This is a genomic window from Klebsiella sp. CN_Kp073 (genome assembly GCF_040065495.2).
Lineage (GTDB): Bacteria > Pseudomonadota > Gammaproteobacteria > Enterobacterales > Enterobacteriaceae > Klebsiella > Klebsiella aerogenes.
On sequence record NZ_CM198051.1, the window covers coordinates 4,561,041 to 4,579,602 of the forward strand.

18 protein-coding genes are annotated in these 18,562 nt (G+C 58.5%); 14 read left to right on the top strand and 4 right to left on the bottom strand.

Translation table 11 applies throughout. The features are described 5' to 3' along the window. Nucleotide 1 precedes the first annotated feature (1 nt). From hpaI to yjiA, 8 genes are all read left to right on the top strand, one after another. Nucleotides 2–799 (top strand): 4-hydroxy-2-oxoheptanedioate aldolase, encoded by a 798-nt coding sequence (hpaI, locus tag ABLV66_RS21980; RefSeq protein ID WP_047037808.1) that lies wholly within the window; start codon nt 2–4, stop codon nt 797–799. 21 nt (nt 800–820) lie between these two features. Continuing rightward, entirely contained in the window at nt 821–2,179 is a 1,359-nt protein-coding gene (gene hpaX / locus ABLV66_RS21985; RefSeq protein WP_348877016.1) for a 4-hydroxyphenylacetate permease, read from the top strand. Nucleotides 2,180–2,188: 9 nt separating this feature from the next. After that, nucleotides 2,189–3,079: a 4-hydroxyphenylacetate catabolism regulatory protein HpaA gene (gene hpaA, locus ABLV66_RS21990; RefSeq protein WP_004182836.1), complete on the top strand. Its 891-nt coding sequence runs from the start codon at nt 2,189–2,191 to the stop codon at nt 3,077–3,079. Between the two features lie 225 nt (nt 3,080–3,304). Continuing rightward, nucleotides 3,305–4,867, top strand: a complete 1,563-nt coding sequence (gene hpaB, locus ABLV66_RS21995) for a 4-hydroxyphenylacetate 3-monooxygenase, oxygenase component (protein WP_002887473.1) — start codon at nt 3,305–3,307, stop codon at nt 4,865–4,867. Between the two features lie 19 nt (nt 4,868–4,886). After that, complete coding sequence (locus ABLV66_RS22000) at nt 4,887–5,399, top strand: 4-hydroxyphenylacetate 3-monooxygenase reductase subunit (RefSeq protein WP_002887467.1); 513 nt, start codon at nt 4,887–4,889, stop codon at nt 5,397–5,399. A 300-nt stretch (nt 5,400–5,699) separates the two neighbouring features. Next, a complete protein-coding gene (locus tag ABLV66_RS22005) occupies nt 5,700–7,850 on the top strand; it encodes a carbon starvation CstA family protein (protein ID WP_045395482.1) in 2,151 nt (716 codons plus the stop codon). Between the two features lie 109 nt (nt 7,851–7,959). Continuing rightward, nucleotides 7,960–8,163 carry a YbdD/YjiX family protein gene (locus ABLV66_RS22010; protein ID WP_002887451.1) on the top strand — a complete coding sequence of 68 codons (204 nt, stop codon included), beginning with the start codon at nt 7,960–7,962 and terminating at the stop codon, nt 8,161–8,163. 11 nt (nt 8,164–8,174) lie between these two features. Beyond that, nucleotides 8,175–9,131: a GTPase gene (gene yjiA / locus ABLV66_RS22015; protein ID WP_015368442.1), complete on the top strand. Its 957-nt coding sequence runs from the start codon at nt 8,175–8,177 to the stop codon at nt 9,129–9,131. 57 nt (nt 9,132–9,188) lie between these two features. Here yjiA and ABLV66_RS22020 read toward each other — a convergent pair whose 3' ends face one another. After that, on the bottom strand, nt 9,189–10,559 hold the full coding sequence (locus ABLV66_RS22020; RefSeq protein WP_348877015.1) for an NAD-dependent succinate-semialdehyde dehydrogenase: 1,371 nt from the start codon (nt 10,557–10,559) through the stop codon (nt 9,189–9,191). A gap of 262 nt (nt 10,560–10,821) precedes the next feature. Here ABLV66_RS22020 and ABLV66_RS22025 point away from each other — a divergent pair, with 262 nt between their 5' ends. The 6 genes from ABLV66_RS22025 to ABLV66_RS22050 all read left to right on the top strand — a co-directional run bounded on the left by ABLV66_RS22025 (nt 10,822) and on the right by ABLV66_RS22050 (nt 15,956). After that, the gene (locus ABLV66_RS22025) at nt 10,822–12,114 is read left to right on the top strand and encodes a DUF445 domain-containing protein (RefSeq protein ID WP_165430622.1); all 1,293 of its coding nucleotides are present in this window, start codon (nt 10,822–10,824) and stop codon (nt 12,112–12,114) included. 56 nt (nt 12,115–12,170) lie between these two features. Further along, nucleotides 12,171–13,415, top strand: a complete 1,245-nt coding sequence (gene mdtM / locus ABLV66_RS22030; RefSeq protein ID WP_348877014.1) for a multidrug efflux MFS transporter MdtM — start codon at nt 12,171–12,173, stop codon at nt 13,413–13,415. Between the two features lie 24 nt (nt 13,416–13,439). Next, entirely contained in the window at nt 13,440–13,679 is a 240-nt protein-coding gene (locus tag ABLV66_RS22035) for a DUF2164 domain-containing protein (protein ID WP_045395479.1), read from the top strand. A gap of 97 nt (nt 13,680–13,776) precedes the next feature. Continuing rightward, entirely contained in the window at nt 13,777–14,928 is a 1,152-nt protein-coding gene (locus ABLV66_RS22040; RefSeq protein WP_348877013.1) for a double-cubane-cluster-containing anaerobic reductase, read from the top strand. Between the two features lie 9 nt (nt 14,929–14,937). Next, complete coding sequence (gene yjiL / locus ABLV66_RS22045; protein ID WP_348877012.1) at nt 14,938–15,705, top strand: putative 2-hydroxyacyl-CoA dehydratase activator YjiL; 768 nt, start codon at nt 14,938–14,940, stop codon at nt 15,703–15,705. Then, nucleotides 15,702–15,956, top strand: coding sequence for a putative Se/S carrier protein (locus ABLV66_RS22050; RefSeq protein WP_113374528.1), 255 nt, complete (start codon nt 15,702–15,704; stop codon nt 15,954–15,956). The genes yjiL and ABLV66_RS22050 overlap by 4 nt, the downstream gene beginning before the upstream one ends. On the opposite strand, the gene ABLV66_RS22055 is transcribed toward ABLV66_RS22050, so the two are convergent. The 3 genes from ABLV66_RS22055 to ABLV66_RS22065 are packed head-to-tail and all read right to left on the bottom strand — an operon-like array spanning nt 15,953 to nt 18,545. Next, nucleotides 15,953–17,017, bottom strand: coding sequence for a DUF2955 domain-containing protein (locus tag ABLV66_RS22055; RefSeq protein WP_045395472.1), 1,065 nt, complete (start codon nt 17,015–17,017; stop codon nt 15,953–15,955). The genes ABLV66_RS22050 and ABLV66_RS22055 overlap by 4 nt on opposite strands. Next, nucleotides 17,007–18,074, bottom strand: a complete 1,068-nt coding sequence (locus ABLV66_RS22060; protein WP_348877011.1) for an HlyD family secretion protein — start codon at nt 18,072–18,074, stop codon at nt 17,007–17,009. The genes ABLV66_RS22055 and ABLV66_RS22060 overlap by 11 nt, the downstream gene beginning before the upstream one ends. Nucleotides 18,075–18,080: 6 nt before the next feature. Next, nucleotides 18,081–18,545: a MarR family winged helix-turn-helix transcriptional regulator gene (locus tag ABLV66_RS22065; protein WP_045395468.1), complete on the bottom strand. Its 465-nt coding sequence runs from the start codon at nt 18,543–18,545 to the stop codon at nt 18,081–18,083. Nucleotides 18,546–18,562: the final 17 nt, after the last annotated feature.

The window sequence follows — 18,562 nt, forward strand, 5'->3', positions numbered from 1 at the left end:
CATGAACAACGCATTTAAAGAGGCGCTCAAGGCCGGGCGTCCGCAAATCGGCCTGTGGCTTGGGCTGTGCAGCAGCTACAGCGCCGAACTGCTGGCCGGCGCGGGCTTCGACTGGCTGCTGATCGACGGCGAACACGCGCCCAACAATGTACAAACGGTGCTGACCCAGCTTCAGGCCATTGCGCCCTACCCCAGCCAGCCGGTGGTGCGTCCGTCGTGGAACGATCCGGTACAAATTAAACAGCTACTGGACGTCGGCGCGCAAACCCTGCTGGTGCCGATGGTGCAGAATGCCGAAGAAGCGCGGCTGGCGGTCAGATCCACTCGCTACCCGCCTGCCGGCATCCGCGGCGTAGGCAGCGCGCTGGCCCGCGCCTCGCGCTGGAATCGCGTCCCGGATTATATCCACCGGGCCAATGACGCTATGTGCGTACTGGTGCAGATTGAGACCCGCGAAGCGCTGAAGAATCTGCCGCAGATCCTCGATGTCGACGGGGTGGACGGCGTGTTTATCGGTCCGGCGGATCTGAGCGCTGATATGGGCCACGGCGGCAACCCACAACACCCGGAAGTGCAGGCCGCCATTGAAGATGCCATCCAGCAAATCCGTCAGGCCGGTAAGGCGCCGGGGATCCTGATGGCCAATGAACAGCTGGCGAAACGCTATCTTGAACTGGGCGCGCTGTTCGTCGCCGTCGGCGTCGATACCACCCTGCTGGCCCGCGGCGCAGAAGCGCTGGCGGCCCGTTTTACCCACACCGCAACCACCACAACCGATAACAATAAATCCGTCTATTGAACGGATAATGTGGAGCGCAACATGACTACCTCTACCCTGCAACACAATGATAATAAAGCCGTTGAAGTAGAAAACCGGGTGATCAAAAAGCTGTTCCGCCGCCTGATTACCTTCCTGTTTGTTCTCTTTGTTTTCTCATTTTTGGACCGAATTAATATCGGCTTCGCCGGCCTGACGATGGGCAAAGATCTCGGCCTGACCTCCACCATGTTCGGCCTGGCGGCGACGCTGTTCTACGTCACCTACGTGCTGTGCGGGATCCCCAGCAATATTATGCTGGCGAAGGTCGGCGCGCGCCGCTGGATCGCCGGGATCATGGTGGTCTGGGGGATCGCCTCGACCTGTACCATGTTCGCCACCAATCCACATACGCTATACATCCTGCGGATGCTGGTCGGCATCGCCGAGGCCGGCTTTCTGCCGGGGATCCTCGTCTATCTGACCTGGTGGTTTCCGGCCTACCATCGCGCCCGCGCCAACGCCCTGTTTATGATCGCCATGCCGGTGACCATGATGCTCGGCTCGATACTTTCCGGCTATATTCTGGCGCTCGACGGCCTGTGGAACCTGAAAGGCTGGCAGTGGCTGTTTCTGCTGGAAGGCCTGCCGTCGGTGGTACTCGGCGTCGTCACCTGGTTCTTCCTCAACGACACGCCGGATAAAGCCAACTGGCTGGACAACGAAGAGAAACAGGCGCTGAAGGCGATGATCGATCGCGAACGGGAACATGCGGCGATCGTCCCGGCCTCGCCGCGCTCCACGCTGCGCGAAGTACTGACGCCGGCGGTGCTGATGTATACCCTCGCCTACTTCTGCCTGACCAATACCCTCAGCGCCATTAATATCTGGACGCCGCAGATCCTGCAGAGCTTTAACACCGGCAGCAGCAACATCATGATTGGCCTGCTGGCGGCGATCCCGCAGTTCTGCACCATTTTCGGCATGATCTGGTGGAGTCGCCGCTCCGACCGCCGCAAAGAGCGCAAGATGCATACCATCCTGCCCTACCTGTTCGCCGCGGCGGGTTGGCTGCTGGCTTCGGCAACCCACCACAGCCTGATCCAACTGATCGGTATTGTTATGGCCTCGGTGGGATCCTTTACCGCGATGGCCATTTTCTGGACCACCCCGGATCGGGTGATCAGCCTGCAGTCGCGCGCGGTGGCACTGGCGGTGATCAACGCCATCGGCAACGTCGGCTCTGCCGTCAGCCCGCTGTTGATCGGCATATTGCGCGATACCACCGGCAGCTTTAGCTCCGGGCTGTGGTTTGTCGCCGGGCTGCTAATCGTCGGCGCGCTGGTGCTCACCCGCATTCCGATGAGCCAGCGCGATGCCGCCGCCGCCGCGCCGGGCTTAGCGACGCAAAAAGGCCACTAAGGAGCGGGTATGTGTCAGCATTCAATCGCCAACATCGATATCAATAAAGATTACGACGAGAGCCTGGGTACCGAAGAGGTGCACTATCAGTCGTTCGCCCGTATGGCGGCCTTTTTTGGCCGCGACATGCAGGCGCATCGCCACGACCGCTATTTTCAGATGCACTTTCTTGATACCGGGCAGATTGAGCTGCAGCTTGATGACCATCGCTACTCGGTGCAGGCGCCGCTGTTTGTGATAACGCCGCCTTCGGTGCCGCACGCCTTTATTACCGAGTCCGATAGCGATGGTCACGTGTTGACGGTGCACGAAGAACTCATCTGGCCGCTGCTGGAGGTGCTTTATCCCGGCACGCGGGAGACCTTCGGCCTGCCGGGGATCTGCCTGTCGCTGGCGGATAAACCCGACGAGCTGGCGGCGCTGGCGCACTACTGGCAGCTGATTCGCCGCGAATCCACCGCTCAGCTGCCGGGGCGCGAGCATACCCTGGCGCTGCTGGCGCAGGCGGTATTTACCCTGCTGCTGCGCAACGCCAGGCTCGACGATCATGCCGCCAGCGGCATGCGCGGCGAGCTGAAATTATTCCAGCGCTTTAACCAGATGATCGACAGCCACTTTCATCAACACTGGACGGTACCGGATTACGCCAACGAGCTGCATCTGACCGAATCGCGGTTGACCGATATCTGCCGCCGCTTCGCCAACCGCCCGCCGAAGCGATTGATATTCGACCGCCAGCTACGCGAGGCGAAGCGGCTGCTGCTGTTTTCCGATAGCGCGGTCAATGAGATAGCCTGGCAACTGGGGTTTAAAGATCCCGCTTATTTTGCGCGCTTTTTTAGCCGCCAGGTCGGCTGCTCGCCAAGCAGTTACCGGGCGCAAAAAGTACCGGTGTCGTAATACCCCGGCGGCGCCGCGCTTGCCGGGGCTACGGTCCATAGGGCGGGTCAGCGCCGCGCCGCCCGCCAAAAGCTGCAGAGATCACAAAATTCACTCCCGCCTGAAAAGTACCCGCCGTTGTCGCAAACGTCCCTTCACGACAAGCGCAATAGCCGCTTCAATTAAACAACAAAAACAAAACATATATTTAACATCATTATTCCGATAAATACTGAAGAGGCCCCTATGAAACCTGAAGATTTCCGCGCCGACGCGAAACGCCCGTTAACTGGCGAAGAGTATTTAAAAAGCCTGCAGGATGGCCGCGAAATTTATATCTACGGCGAGCGCGTGAAGGATGTCACCACGCATCCAGCCTTCCGTAATGCCGCGGCTTCTGTCGCTCAGCTGTACGATGCGCTGCACAAACCGGAGATGCAGGATTCCCTGTGCTGGGGCACCGATACCGGTAGCGGCGGCTACACCCATAAATTCTTCCGCGTGGCGAAAAGCGCCGACGATCTGCGCCAGCAGCGCGACGCCATCGCCGAGTGGTCGCGCTTAAGCTACGGCTGGATGGGCCGCACCCCGGACTACAAAGCCGCCTTCGGCTGCGCGCTGGGCGCCAACCCGGCGTTTTACGGCCAGTTCGAGCAGAACGCCCGCAACTGGTACACCCGCATTCAGGAAACCGGCCTGTACTTTAACCACGCAATCGTCAACCCGCCGATCGACCGCCACAAGCCGGCTGATGAAGTGAAGGACGTCTACATCAAGCTGGAAAAAGAGACCGATGCCGGGATCATCGTCAGCGGCGCGAAAGTGGTCGCCACCAACTCAGCGCTGACCCACTACAACATGATCGGCTTCGGCTCCGCGCAGGTGATGGGCGAGAACCCGGACTTCGCGCTGATGTTCGTCGCGCCGATGGATGCCGAAGGCGTCAAGCTTATCTCCCGCGCCTCCTATGAGATGGTCGCCGGTGCGACCGGCTCGCCGTACGACTATCCGCTTTCCAGCCGTTTCGACGAGAACGACGCGATTCTGGTGATGGATAAGGTGCTGATCCCATGGGAGAACGTACTGATTTATCGCGACTTCGACCGCTGCCGCCGCTGGACCATGGAAGGCGGTTTCGCCCGCATGTACCCGCTGCAGGCCTGCGTGCGCCTGGCGGTAAAACTGGACTTTATCACCGCCCTGCTGAAGCGTTCTCTGGAATGTACCGGCACCCTCGAATTCCGCGGCGTGCAGGCCGACCTTGGCGAAGTGGTGGCGTGGCGCAACATGTTCTGGGCGTTAAGCGATTCTATGTGCTCGGAAGCGACGCCGTGGGTCAACGGCGCATGGCTGCCGGATCACGCCGCGCTGCAGACCTATCGCGTGATGGCGCCGATGGCCTACGCCAAGATCAAGAACATCATCGAGCGTAACGTCACCAGCGGCCTGATTTATCTGCCGTCCAGCGCCCGCGATCTGAACAACCCGCAGATCGACCAGTATCTGGCGAAGTACGTGCGCGGCTCCAACGGTATGGATCACGTTGAACGTATCAAGATCCTCAAACTAATGTGGGACGCGATCGGCAGCGAATTCGGCGGCCGTCATGAACTGTATGAAATCAACTACTCCGGTAGCCAGGATGAAATTCGCCTGCAGTGTCTGCGTCAGGCGCAGAGCTCCGGCAATATGGACAAAATGATGGCGATGGTTGACCGCTGCCTGTCCGAGTACGACCAGAACGGCTGGACGGTGCCGCATCTGCACAATAACGCTGATATCAACATGTTGGATAAGCTGCTGAAGTAATTCACAGCGGGAGGTCATAATGCAATTAGATGAACAACGCCTGCGTTTTCGCGATGCCATGGCCAGCCTGTCGGCGGCGGTTAACGTTGTCACCACCGCAGGCGAAGCCGGCCGCTGCGGCATTACCGCCACGGCGGTTTGCTCGGTGACGGATACGCCGCCATCGGTAATGGTTTGTATCAACGCCAACAGCGCGATGAACCCGGTCTTTCAGGGCAACGGCAAGTTGTGCATCAACGTGCTGAACCACGAACAGGAAATCATGGCCCGTCACTTCGCCGGGATGACCGGGGTGACGATGGAAGAGCGGTTTGCCCTCAGCGGCTGGCAGCAGGGCGCGCTCGGGCAGCCGGTGCTGAAAGGCTCGCTGGCCAGCCTCGAAGGCGAGATAAGCCAGGTGCAAACCATTGGTACCCACCTGGTGTATCTGGTGGAGATCCGCAATATTACCCTGAGCCCGCAAGGGCACGGCCTGATTTACTTTAAACGCCGTTTCCATCCGGTGATGATGGAAATGGAAGTCGCGGTGTAATGGCCTCGTCTGCTCCTCTCCGCCCGGGGAGGAGCCTTATCTTTCATGACCATCTTCCCGGTCATAATACCCTGTGATCTCAATCACATATTTATCTCCTGTTCACTTCATAGCCAACCGCTTACCCCAGCTAGCGACCGCTTAACCCCCCATACAACCACTCACTCATTTACCCAACTTTACGCGCGCGCAGTTCTGGCAAGATCGACGCTAGCCTAGCTAATCAATACCTCCACCAACCCAAACACAAAACCAGACGGCTTCGGCCAATTATTAATCTAATTAACGCCAGGTTTTACTATGGATACCAAAAAACTACTCAAGCACATACCCTGGGTGATTCTTGGAATCATCGGGGCATTTTGCCTCTCAGTCGTCGCGTTGCGCCGCGGTGAGCACGTCAGTGCGCTGTGGATCGTCGTCGCGTCGGTTTCCGTGTACCTCGTCGCCTACCGTTATTACAGCCTGTATATCGCGCAGAAGGTGATGAAGCTTGACCCAACGCGCGCGACGCCGGCGGTCATTAATAACGATGGCCTGAACTACGTGCCGACCAACCGCTACGTGCTGTTCGGCCACCACTTCGCCGCTATTGCCGGCGCCGGCCCGCTGGTCGGCCCGGTACTGGCCGCGCAGATGGGCTATCTGCCGGGCACCCTGTGGCTACTGGCCGGCGTGGTGCTGGCGGGCGCGGTACAGGACTTCATGGTGCTGTTTATCTCCTCGCGGCGCAACGGCGCCTCGCTGGGCGAGATGATTAAACAGGAGATGGGGCCGGTACCGGGGTCTATCGCCCTGTTCGGCTGCTTCCTGATTATGATCATCATCCTCGCGGTGCTGGCGCTCATCGTGGTGAAAGCGCTGGCGGAGAGCCCGTGGGGCGTCTTTACCGTCTGCTCGACGGTGCCTATCGCGCTGTTTATGGGTATTTATATGCGCTTCCTGCGCCCTGGCCGCGTCGGTGAAGTCTCGGTTATCGGTATCGTGCTGCTGGTGGCGTCTATCTGGTTTGGCGGCATCATTGCCCACGACCCGTACTGGGGCCCGGCGCTGACCTTTAAAGACACCACCATCACCTTTACCCTGATTGGCTACGCGTTTATCTCCGCGCTGCTGCCGGTATGGCTGATTCTGGCGCCGCGTGACTATCTGGCCACTTTCCTGAAAATCGGCGTGATCGTCGGCCTGGCGCTGGGGATCGTTATCCTCAACCCGGACCTGAAAATGCCGGCAGTGACCCAGTACATTGATGGTACCGGCCCGCTGTGGAAAGGCGCGCTGTTCCCGTTCCTGTTTATCACCATCGCCTGCGGCGCGGTCTCCGGCTTCCACGCGCTGATCGCCTCCGGCACCACGCCGAAGCTGCTGGCCAACGAAACCGACGCCCGCTTTATCGGCTACGGCGCGATGCTGATGGAGTCGTTCGTCGCCATCATGGCGCTGGTCGCGGCATCAATTATCGAACCGGGTCTCTACTTCGCGATGAATACCCCGCCGGCGGGCCTTGGCATCGTCATGCCGAACCTGCACGAAATGGGCGGTGAAAACGCGGCGATGATCGCTGCGCAGCTGAAAGAAGTGACCGTCCACGCGGCGGCGACCGTCAGCTCCTGGGGCTTCGTGATTTCACCTGAGCAGATCCTGCAGACGGCGAAAGATATCGGCGAACCTTCAGTACTGAACCGCGCCGGCGGCGCGCCGACGCTGGCCGTCGGTATCGCTCACGTGTTCCACAAAATCATCCCGATGGCGGATATGGGCTTCTGGTACCACTTCGGTATCCTGTTTGAAGCGCTGTTTATCCTCACCGCGCTGGATGCCGGTACCCGCGCAGGCCGCTTTATGCTGCAGGATCTGTTGGGTAACTTCGTGCCGTTCCTGAAAAAAACCGACTCGCTGGTCGCCGGTATTATCGGTACCGCGGGCTGCGTCGGCCTGTGGGGTTACCTGCTGTATCAGGGCGTGGTCGACCCGCTGGGCGGCGTGAAGAGCCTGTGGCCGCTGTTCGGTATTTCTAACCAGATGCTGGCCGCGGTGGCGCTGGTGCTCGGCACGGTGGTGCTGATCAAAATGCAGCGCACCAAATATATCTGGGTTACCGTTATTCCGGCTGCGTGGCTGCTGCTGTGCACCACCTGGGCGCTGGGTCTGAAACTGTTCAGCACCAACCCGCAGATGGAAGGCTTCTTCTTTATGGCTCAGCAGTATAAAGAGAAGATTGCCGCCGGCGGCGAGCTGACCGCGCAGCAGGTCGCCAACATGAACCATATCGTGGTTAACAACTACACCAACGCCGGCCTGAGCATCCTGTTCCTGGTGGTGGTGTATAGCATCATCTTCTACGGCATCAAAACCTGGCTCAATGTCCGCAACAATAAGGTGCGTACCGACAAAGAGACTCCGTACGTGCCGGTACCAGAAGGCGGCGTGAAAACCTCGTCACATCATTAACCCTGATGCCGGATAGCGCTACGCTTATCCGGCCTACCAAAAGCGCATTAACGTAGGCCGGATATGGCGCTAGCCGCCATCCGGCTTTATTCGTTATCTGGAACTCACAATGTTTGGTAACTTAGGTCAGGCAAAAAAATATCTCGGTCAGGCGGCAAAAATGCTGATCGGTATTCCGGATTACGACAACTACGTCACCCATATGCAAACCAACCATCCGGATCAGCCGTACATGACTTATGAAGAATTCTTCCGCGAACGCCAGCAGGCCCGCTACGGCGGCGACGGCAAAGGCGGCGTACGCTGCTGTTAATGGAGGCAATAATGGCACCGATTGCAGTCACCCTACTCACCGGTTTTCTCGGCGCGGGAAAAACCACCCTGCTGCGCCACATCCTTAATGAGCAGCACGGTTTCAAAATCGCCGTGATTGAAAATGAATTTGGCGAAGTTTCCGTTGACGACCAGCTGATCGGCGATCGCGCCACGCAGATTAAAACCCTGACCAACGGCTGTATTTGCTGTACGCGCTCCAACGAACTGGAGGATGCCCTGCTCGATCTACTCGACAGCCGCGATCGCGGCGAGATTGCCTTCGACCGACTGGTGATTGAGTGCACCGGCATGGCCGACCCGGGGCCGATTATCCAGACCTTTTTCTCCCACGAGGTGCTTTGCGAACGCTATCTGCTGGACGGCGTGATCGCCCTGGTCGACGCCGTCCATGCCGACCAGCAGATGGATCAGTTCACCATTGCCCAGTCGCAGGTCGGCTACGCGGACCGGATTTTGTTAACCAAAACCGATGTCGCCGGCGACACCGAAAAGCTGCGCGAACGGCTGGCGCGCATCAACGCGCGGGCGCCAATTTATACCGTCATCCACGGCGATATCGATTTAAGCCTGCTCTTTAATACCAGCGGTTTTATGCTCGAAGAGAAGGTTGTCAGCGCCACACCGCGCTTTCACTTCGTGGCGGAAAAACAGAACGACGTCTCGTCGATTGTGGTCGAGCTCGACTATCCGGTGGATATCAGCGAAGTGTCACGGGTGATGGAAAACCTGCTGCTCTCTTTCGCCGAGCAACTGATGCGCTATAAAGGCATGCTGTGGATCGATGGCGAGCCAAATCGCCTGCTGTTCCAGGGCGTGCAGCGCCTCTACAGCGCCGACTGGGATCGCCCGTGGGGCGATGAAACTCCGCACAGCACGCTGGTGTTTATCGGCATTCAGCTGCCGGAAGAGGAAATCCGCGCCGCGTTTGCCGGGCTACGCAAATAGCCGCGGCAAAAAGGTTACCCTCTCCCGATGGGAGAGGGATATTGCGCGCAGGGTGGTTTAGCGGCGAACGACCACCAGCTTCTGATTCACAAACTCTTTGATACCGAGGTCGGAGAGCTCGCGGCCAAAGCCGGAACGCTTCACGCCGCCAAAAGGCAGCTCCGGCGCGGTATCCGTTAACCAGTTGATATAGACCATGCCGGTTTCAATCCCCGAAGCCATGCGCTTCGCCCGCTCAATGTCCTGACTGAACACCGCGCCGCCCAGGCCGTAGTGAGAGTCGTTGGCGAGCGCAATCGCCTCATCATCGTCTTTCACCACGTAAATCTGCGCCACCGGGCCAAAGAACTCCTCGAAGTACGCCGGGTTATCACGGGTAATTCCCGTCAGAATGGTGGGTTCATAGAAGTTGCCTTCGCCGGAAACCGGCTTGCCGCCAAGGTGTAATTTGGCCCCATGCTTCACCGCCTCGTCGACCTGCTTGCTTAAGGTTTCCAGCGCATCTTTCGAGGAAAGTGGGCCAAGCGTAGTGCTTTCATCGAGCGGATCGCCGATCTTCACCTGGCGGAAGGCATCGCTAAACTTGCTCAGGAACGGCTCGGCGATCTTTTCATGCAAAATAAAGCGCTTGGCGGCGGTGCAAACCTGCCCGGCGTTGTTCAGCCGCGCCTGTACGCCAATTTTCACCGCGCGTTCCAGGTCGGCATCGTCGAGCACTACAAACACATCGTTGCCGCCCAGCTCCAGCGTCGCTTTCTTGATATGTTTCGCCGCCTGCGCCGCTACGATGCCGCCCGCTTTTTCCGAACCGGTCAGCGCCACGCCCTGCACCCGATCGTCGGCGATGATTTTCGCCACCTGATCCTGGGAGATAAACAGATTGGTCCACGCCCCTTCTGGCGCCCCAGCCTCGCGCACCAGCTGCGCGAAGGTCTCGGCGCAGTGCGGAACGATGCTGGCATGTTTGGCAATCACCGGGTTACCGGCCGCCAGATTTGGCGCCAGCACGCGCATTAACTGGTAATAGGGGAAGTTCCACGGCTCCACCGCCATTAAGACGCCGATGGGATGATGCTCAACCCAGGCTTCGCCAGACTCGGAGGGATACTTCACCGGCGCCAGGAACCGTTCGGCGTTGTCGGCATAATAGCGGGCGATCTGCGCGCAGAGTTTGACCTCGCCGCGGCTCTGTTTAATGAGCTTCCCCATCTCCTGGCTGGCGATTTTCGCCAGCTCCTCCGCCCGGCTGTCGATAAGATCGGCAAGCTTATGCAGCACCGGCAGACGCTGCGCAATATCGCCTTTCGCCCACGCAGAATGATAAAGCGCATCTGCCTGCTGCAGCGCCGCCTCCACGTCCGCATCACTGTGTGCGGGATAGCTCTTAATTAGCTGGTTATTCGCAGGATTCACTGTCTGATAAGCCATATCGCATGTCTCCTTGTTATCGCTATTAACGCAGTCAAAAATGCCGCTAAGGATATTAAGGGTAGTCGAGATAGCTGACGATGCGGGTAAAGTTAGGTATATCCGGAATATTCCATGAGGGCAAAAAGCGTTTTCACGAGCCGTGCCGAAAGCTAATTTCTGCGTGCTGCAATCGTTATCCAATATTGGCAGCCCACTCGCAAATTGACCCGCAGGCACAGGAAGTGCTGCCAATTTTTGCATGACCTCGCCGTCAGGTTATATGCTTAAACCTATGGAAAAACTCGCTGAATTAAAACGCGCCAAACTGCTGGCGCTGTCGCTGCTGCTCATTGCGGCGGCGCTGTTTATCACTACGCTACTGCTACCGCCGACGCCGTGGGTCAGCGCGCTAAAGGCTATTTCCGAAGCGGCGATGGTCGGGGCGCTGGCCGACTGGTTTGCGGTGGTGGCCCTGTTTCGCCGCATTCCGCTGCCGTTTGTCGCCCGCCATACGGCGATCATCCCGCGTAATAAAGACCGGATCGCCGATAATCTTGGCCATTTCGTGCAGGAGAAGTTTCTTGATACCCCATCTCTGGTGGCGCTGATCCGCCGCTATGAACCGGCCCTGATGCTCGGCAACTGGTTCAGCCAGCCCGAAAACGCCCGCCGTGTGGGTCAACATCTGCTACAGGTGATGAGCGGTTTTCTCGAGCTCACCGATGACACCCGTATTCAGCGTCTGCTGCGGCGCGCGGTGCACAAGGCTATCGATAAGGTCGACCTGACGCAGACCAGCGCCATGATGCTGGAGGGGCTAACCCGCGATAACCGTCATCAAAAGCTGTTGGATTCACTAATAAGCCAGCTGATCGCCCTGCTACAGCGCGACAGCTCCCGCGCCTTTATCGCCCGCGGTATCGTGCACTGGCTGGAGACCGAACATCCGCTGAAGGCCAAACTGTTACCCACCGAGTGGCTTGGCGAGCACAGCGCCGAAATGGTGACTGACGCGGTGAATACGCTGCTCGATGAGGTCACTCAGGACCGCACGCACCAGATTCGTCAGGCCTTCGACCGCGCGGCGCAGAAGCTTATCGACAATCTGAAATCCGACCCGCAAATGGCGCAAAAAGCCGATAACATCAAAGCGTATCTGAAAAACGATGAGACCTTTAATCGCTATCTCGGCGAGGTGTGGGCGGATCTGCGCGGCTGGGTGAAAAACGATATCAGCAGTGACGATTCGCGCATCAAGCAGCGGATCGCCGAGGCCGGTCAGTGGTTCGGCGAAACGCTGGTGCGCGACGACGCGCTGCGTGAATCGCTGAATGAGCATCTTGAGCAGGCGGCGCATCGGGTGGCGCCGGAATTCTCCGCTTTCCTCACTCGCCATATCAGCGATACGGTCAAAAGCTGGGACGCGCGCGATATGTCGCGACAGATCGAGCTCAACATCGGCAAGGATCTGCAGTTTATTCGCATCAACGGCACGCTGGTCGGCGGCACTATCGGCCTCGGCCTGTGGCTGTTATCGCAAATTCCGGCGCTGCTGCATCTGCATATCGGCTGACAATGGTAGCATCATAACCATTCTAACGATGAATACCCGACGGCAAGGAGAAGGTTATGTCATGGATTTCGCGATTGAGCGCCCGCTACAGCGCATCGCTGTTCTTTCCGATGGCGCTGATCCTGTATGACTTTTCCGCCTACCTGACCACCGATCTCATCCAGCCGGGGATCCTGCACGTGGTGCGGGATTTCAACGCCGATGTGGCGCTGGCTCCGGCCTCGGTGAGCCTGTATATGGCCGGTGGGATGGCGCTACAGTGGCTGCTGGGACCGCTTTCCGATCGTATTGGCCGCCGACCGGTACTGCTGAGCGGCGCGCTGATTTTTACCCTCGCCTGCTTCGCCACCCTGTGGACGACCTCAATGACCCAGTTCCTGATTGCCCGCTTTGTGCAGGGCACCAGCATCTGTTTTATCGCCACCGTCGGCTACGTCACCGTGCAGGAGGCCTTTGACGAAAAGCGGTCAATCAAGCTGATGGCGGTGATTACCTCCATCGTGCTGGTGGCGCCGATCGTCGGCCCGCTTTCCGGCGCGGCGTTGATGCATTTTATCCACTGGAAAGCGCTGTTTGGCATTATCGCCGCGATGGGGCTGGTGGCCTGGCTGGGTTTACTGTTTAACATGCCGGAGACGGTGCGTCGCGGCGACGTGCCGTTTAGCCCGCTCGGCGTGGTGTGCGATTTTCGCGACGTCTTCCGCAACCGCATCTTTTTACTCGGCGCCGCCACGCTGGCGCTGAGCTATATTCCGCTGATGAGTTGGGTGGCAGTATCGCCGGTGATTTTAATGGACGCCGGCGGGCTCACCTCCAGCGAGTTTGCCTGGAGCCAGGTGCCGGTCTTCAGCGCGGTGATTATCGCTAACCTGTCGGTGGCGCGCTGGGTGAAAGACCCGACTCGCCCACGCTTTGTGTTAAGCGCCGTGCCCATCCAGATGGTTGGCCTGGCGATCCTGATTATCGGTAATCTGACGTGGCCGCACGTCTGGCTGTGGTCGGTACTCGGCACCTGTTTCTACGCCTTCGGCATCGGGCTGATTTTCCCGACGCTGTTCCGTTTTACCCTGTTTTCCAACGACTTGCCGAAAGGCACCGTTTCCGCCTCGCTGAATATCGTGATCCTTAGCGTCAGCGCATTGTCGATTGAAGGCGCGCGCTGGTTATGGTTCCATGGCGGCAGATTGCCGTTCCACCTGCTGGCGGTAGCCGCCGGGATCGTCGCCGCCTGCTGTCTGGCGGGGTTACTCCGTAATTTGCGCCAGCGTTCAGAGGCGGTCATCGAAGCCCGGCAATCCTGACTAACTCACCGAGATTAACCACGCATGAGCGATATTGAACTCAGCCCGGCGCAGCGCGATCTGCTACGCGAGCGGCTAAGCAAGTACTGCGAAGAGACCTTTAACCTGGAGCTGGAACAGTTCGACGCCGAGTTTTTTGTCGACTTTATCGCCACAGAGCTGGGGCCTTTGTTCTACAACGCCGGTATTGAGGAAGCCATCCGCACCCATCTGGCATGGAGCGAGCGCATTCAGGAAGAGATGGATTTGAAGAAGGTCTATTAACGCCGTCAGGATGGGCGGGAGATCAATAAACACGCACAAATAACAAGGTTATAATGGCGACTCTTTCATCATCTCCCGTGTACGGGGAAGGAAAATCATGTCGCTCATCACCGATCTACCCGCCCTCTTCGATCAATTCTCAGAAGCTCGCCAGAAAGGCTTTCTCAGCGTAATGGAACTCAAAGAGCAGAACGTGCCGCTGGTCGGTACCTACTGCACTTTTATGCCCCAGGAGATAGTCATGGCGGCGGGCGCCGTGGTCGTCTCACTGTGTTCCACTTCTGATGAAACCATCGAAGAGGCGGAGAAAGACCTGCCGCGCAATCTCTGCCCGCTGATTAAAAGCAGCTACGGCTTTGGCAAAACCGATAAATGCCCCTACTTTTATTTCTCCGATCTGGTGGTCGGCGAAACCACCTGCGACGGCAAAAAGAAGATGTACGAGTACATGGCCGAATTCAAGGCGGTACACGTAATGCAACTACCGAACAGCGCCAGCGACGCCGCCTCCCGCGCGTTGTGGAAAGTGGAAATCAAACGCCTGCAGCAGGTCGTTGAAACCCGGTTCGCCACGCCCATTAGCGAAGCGGCGTTGCGTGAAGCCATCGTACTGAAAAATCGCGAACGCCGGGCGCTGGCCAACTTCTATCGCCTCGGGCAACTCAATCCGCCGGCGCTTAGCGGCAGCGATATTCTAAAGGTGGTTTATGGCGCCACCTTCCGCTTCGACAAAAGCGCGCTGATTGACGAACTGAACGCGATGGCGGAACGTATCCATCAGCAATGGCAAGGAGGCCAACGGCTGGCGTCTCGTCCGCGTATTCTGATCACCGGCTGCCCGATCGGCGGCGCGGCGGAAAAAGTCGTCCGCGCTATCGAAGAAAACGGCGGCTGGGTGGTGGGCTACGAGAACTGTACCGGCGCGAAGGCCACCGAACGCTGCGTAGCGGAAGATGGCGACGTCTACGATGCCTTAACCGATAAATATCTCGCCATCGGCTGCTCCTGTATTTCACCTAACGACCAGCGCCTGCAATTGCTAAGTCAGATGGTTGAGGAGTATCAGGCCGACGGCGTGGTCGATGTGATTCTGCAGGCTTGCCATACCTACGCCGTGGAATCGCTGGCGATCAAGCGCCACGTGCGCCAGCGGCACGACATTCCTTATATCGCGATTGAAACCGACTATTCGACGGCGGATCTCGGCCAGCTCAGCACCCGCGTCGCCGCCTTTATTGAAATGCTATAAGGAGCAAGCGTGATCTACTCGGTAGGTATTGATTCCGGCTCCACCGCTACCAAAGGCATCCTGCTGGCAGACGGCGCCATCGCGCGCCGCTTCCTCAGCCCGACACCTTTTCGCCCCGCCGATGCTATTCACGAGGCCTGGGAGACGCTGCGCGCGGGCCTCGCGGCAACGCCTTTTTTAACCCTCACCGGCTATGGTCGCCAGTTGGTCGATTTCGCCGATAAACAAGTCACCGAGATTTCCTGTCACGGGCTCGGCGCGCGTCTGCTGGCGCCGAAAACCCGCACGGTAATTGATATCGGCGGCCAGGACAGCAAAGTCATTCAACTGGATGCGCAGGGCAATCTCAGCGACTTTCTGATGAATGACAAATGCGCCGCTGGTACCGGGCGCTTTCTGGAAGTGATTTCACGGACCCTCGGCGCCAGCGTCGAACAGCTTGACGCCATTACCGAAGGTGTAGAACCGCACGCCATCACCAGCATGTGTACGGTTTTTGCCGAATCGGAAGTCATCAGCCTGCGTTCCGCGGGGGTTGCCCCGGAGGCGATTCTGGCCGGGGTGATCAACGCCATGGCGCGGCGCAGCGCGAACTTTATTGGCCGTTTATCGGCGCAGGGACCGCTGCTGTTCACCGGCGGCGTCAGCCACTGCGCCGCCTTCGCCCGCATGCTGGAGACGCATCTCGGCATGCCGGTCGCGACCCATCCCGACGCCCAATTTGCCGGGGCGATCGGCGCGGCGCTGATCGGCCAGCGCCAGCGGAGGCGCGGATGAGCAAATATCTATTCTTATTCCATTCAACAGTGGGCGTCGTGCGGATGCGCAAAGCCCTGCAGGCGGCAGGGATAACCTTCGAGGTAAAGGATATTCCCCGCCAGCTCCGCAGCGGCTGCGGCCTGTGCGTATTGATTGAGGGGAGCGAAGAAGCGGCGCGAAGTTGGATAATCGCCGGGCATACTGCGGCGCTTTATCAGCAAAACGGGGAAGCGTGGCGCTGCATCGCCCGCTTCCCGCAGGAGGATTAATCGGTAACCACAAAACGCGTCGGCGCAAAACAGTTCAGTACCCGATGGACAAGGAACACCATGGTCAGCGTCGCCACCAGCGAGACCGTGACCGAAGTAATACGGTACAGGTCGCTGAACACCAGATCCTGATTCGGATGCAGGTTCTGGCCAAACATAATACCGATAGTAGTAATGCTGGCGAAACCCACGCCCGCGCCCACTTTTTCCATCACGTGCAGGCGGGCGCTAAAGGCCAGACCAAGACCAATCAGCGGCATCATCAGGATCATGTGGTTGCTGAAATCATAGATAATCAGCTGCACCACCAGAATGTACAGACAAGCCAGCACGACCCCCGCCACACGCCAGATCGAGCTGATCACCGCGCCGCGATAGTGCATCGGAAACAGGATCAGCACCCCGGCCATCAGCGCCGATAGCGAATCGCTCAGATCGCAGATCTGAAAGATCACAAAGATAATGGTCGCGACCGTGCCGGAAAGCAGCGATTCATGGCGGATCCGTGCGGCGTCTTTCTCTATGCGCGGCGGCGGCTTACGCGGTTCGACATCCGGGATCAGGTAATGGAGCAATGCGCTCAGCGCCACCGCCATCACGCAGGCCTCCATATTGGAGAACATCAGCGTGTGCCAGTTGCTGGAGGGATAGCTCATAAAATTGAGCATCGTGCTCTGGCACACCACGCCCATCGACCCCAGCAAGAACAGCGGCCCCTGGCTCATAAAGCGAAAGCGCATCACATACAGGCCGAACACAACTAACGTCATAATCACCGGCCACTGCGACAGATAGCCAACGATGAGCACCATTTCGACGCAATTCACCGCCGCGCTGAACACAAACTGTCGGGCGACGTGACGGTTAAACACCGGCACCAGCGACATCAGCATCAGTGGATAAACGACGAAAAACACGCCGTACTGCACGTCGTAGAAGGTCGAAATACTCAGCGCGATGGTCCCGGCGACGGCAATGCGTACCGTCTGACGAAAATCATTGGCCGTGTAGACGATATTGCCGTGCGGGGTAAAGACGTGCGCCAGGGTGTTAATAGACATAGTGCAACCAGCTCACCAGGTGGATCTGCAGGCCGGCAAAGGTGCGGGCGAAGGGGCCGTCGCTATTGTACAACTGCACCGTAGCGCGAGCGCCGGTCGGCAGCGGCTTATCCAGCGGTTGATCCAGCGCGACGTGGATCCGCATGCGCTGGGCATCGCGCACCCAGCGGGTGGACTGCTCAGGCTGCGACAGTTGGCCATTCACCGCTTCCTGACCGGCAAGAATACCGGCGTCGCTGCTGGTCACGTGCGCCGGGAAGACTTTACCCGGCAGGGCATCGAACACTACCGCCGCATCGGTATTCACCGCCGTGTGGCGCAGGCTTTTTTCACGGAAGTCGGCGACGATATCGGTGTTGTTGTTAACCAGCGCCAGCACGGCGGTGGCGGTGGTGGCGTAAATTCCCGGATTAAGCTGCAGGTTGCTGACCATACCGTCGGTCTCGGCGCGAACCTGGGTCCAGCCGAGATTGAGCTGCGCCTCTTCCAGCGCGTTGCGGTATTTCTGCAGCGTTACGTTGCGCTTATCGTCGCGCTCACCGCGCTGGATCAACAGGTTCTGAATTTGCGCATTCAGGGCGCTGACCGATTGTTCGCTGGTCTGCCATGTCGTGCGCACCTTATCGAGATCCGATTGCGACACGTTTTGCATGGTGCTCAGGCGCTGGTAGCGGTCGAGGGTGACTTTGTCATTACGCGCGGTATATTGCGCGGTGCGCAGGTTGGCGCGAGCGGCGGCGATTTGCGCATCCAGCTGCTGGTTGCTCAGTTTGGCCTGTTCAAGGGCGATTTGCGCCGCTTCAACTTTATTAATGAATGGCGTGGGATCGAGCTCATACAGCAGCTCGCCCTTTTTCACCTGGCTATTGTTATGCACGTAGACGTGCGAGACGTAGCCGGAGACCCGCGACGAGACCGGAGTCACCACGCGCATCACGGTGGAGTCCGGGGTCAACGGGATCCAGATATCGGCAACGATAAACCAGGCGAATATCACCAGGAAAGCGGCAATACTTACCCTTACCCAGCGGGCAAATTTTTGTTCTGGCGTCATCATAGTGTTTTAGATCTTGTTATCTTCTTCGCGGATAATCCGCAAGTTGCAGGCGATTTGATTTAACGTGGCGCTGAAGGTGTCGAGGTCCGCATCGGGGATGGTTTCCGTCACGCGCCGTTGATAGGTTTCAATCACGCGGTTCAGCTTTTCCAGGACTGTACGGCCTTCTACCGTCAGCGTAAGCAGACGAATGCGCTTGTCGTATGGCGATGTTGAGCGCAGTAGATACCCCTGCTTTTCCAGCTGCGTGAGAGTGCGCATCAGCGGCGGCAGTTCAATACCCTGCACTTCCGCCAGTTCGCTTACCGAGACGTTGCACCCCAGCTGATGCAGCTGCATCAGCACCGTCCAGCTTGACTGGGTCAGGCCGGTATCGGTAATGGCGCTGTCGATAATCGCGCGCCACTGGCGCACCACCATCGCCATGCGCATCCCCATCGGGCGGCGGGCAAACAGTTCGTCTTCGGTCATGTTACTTTCCTCACTTA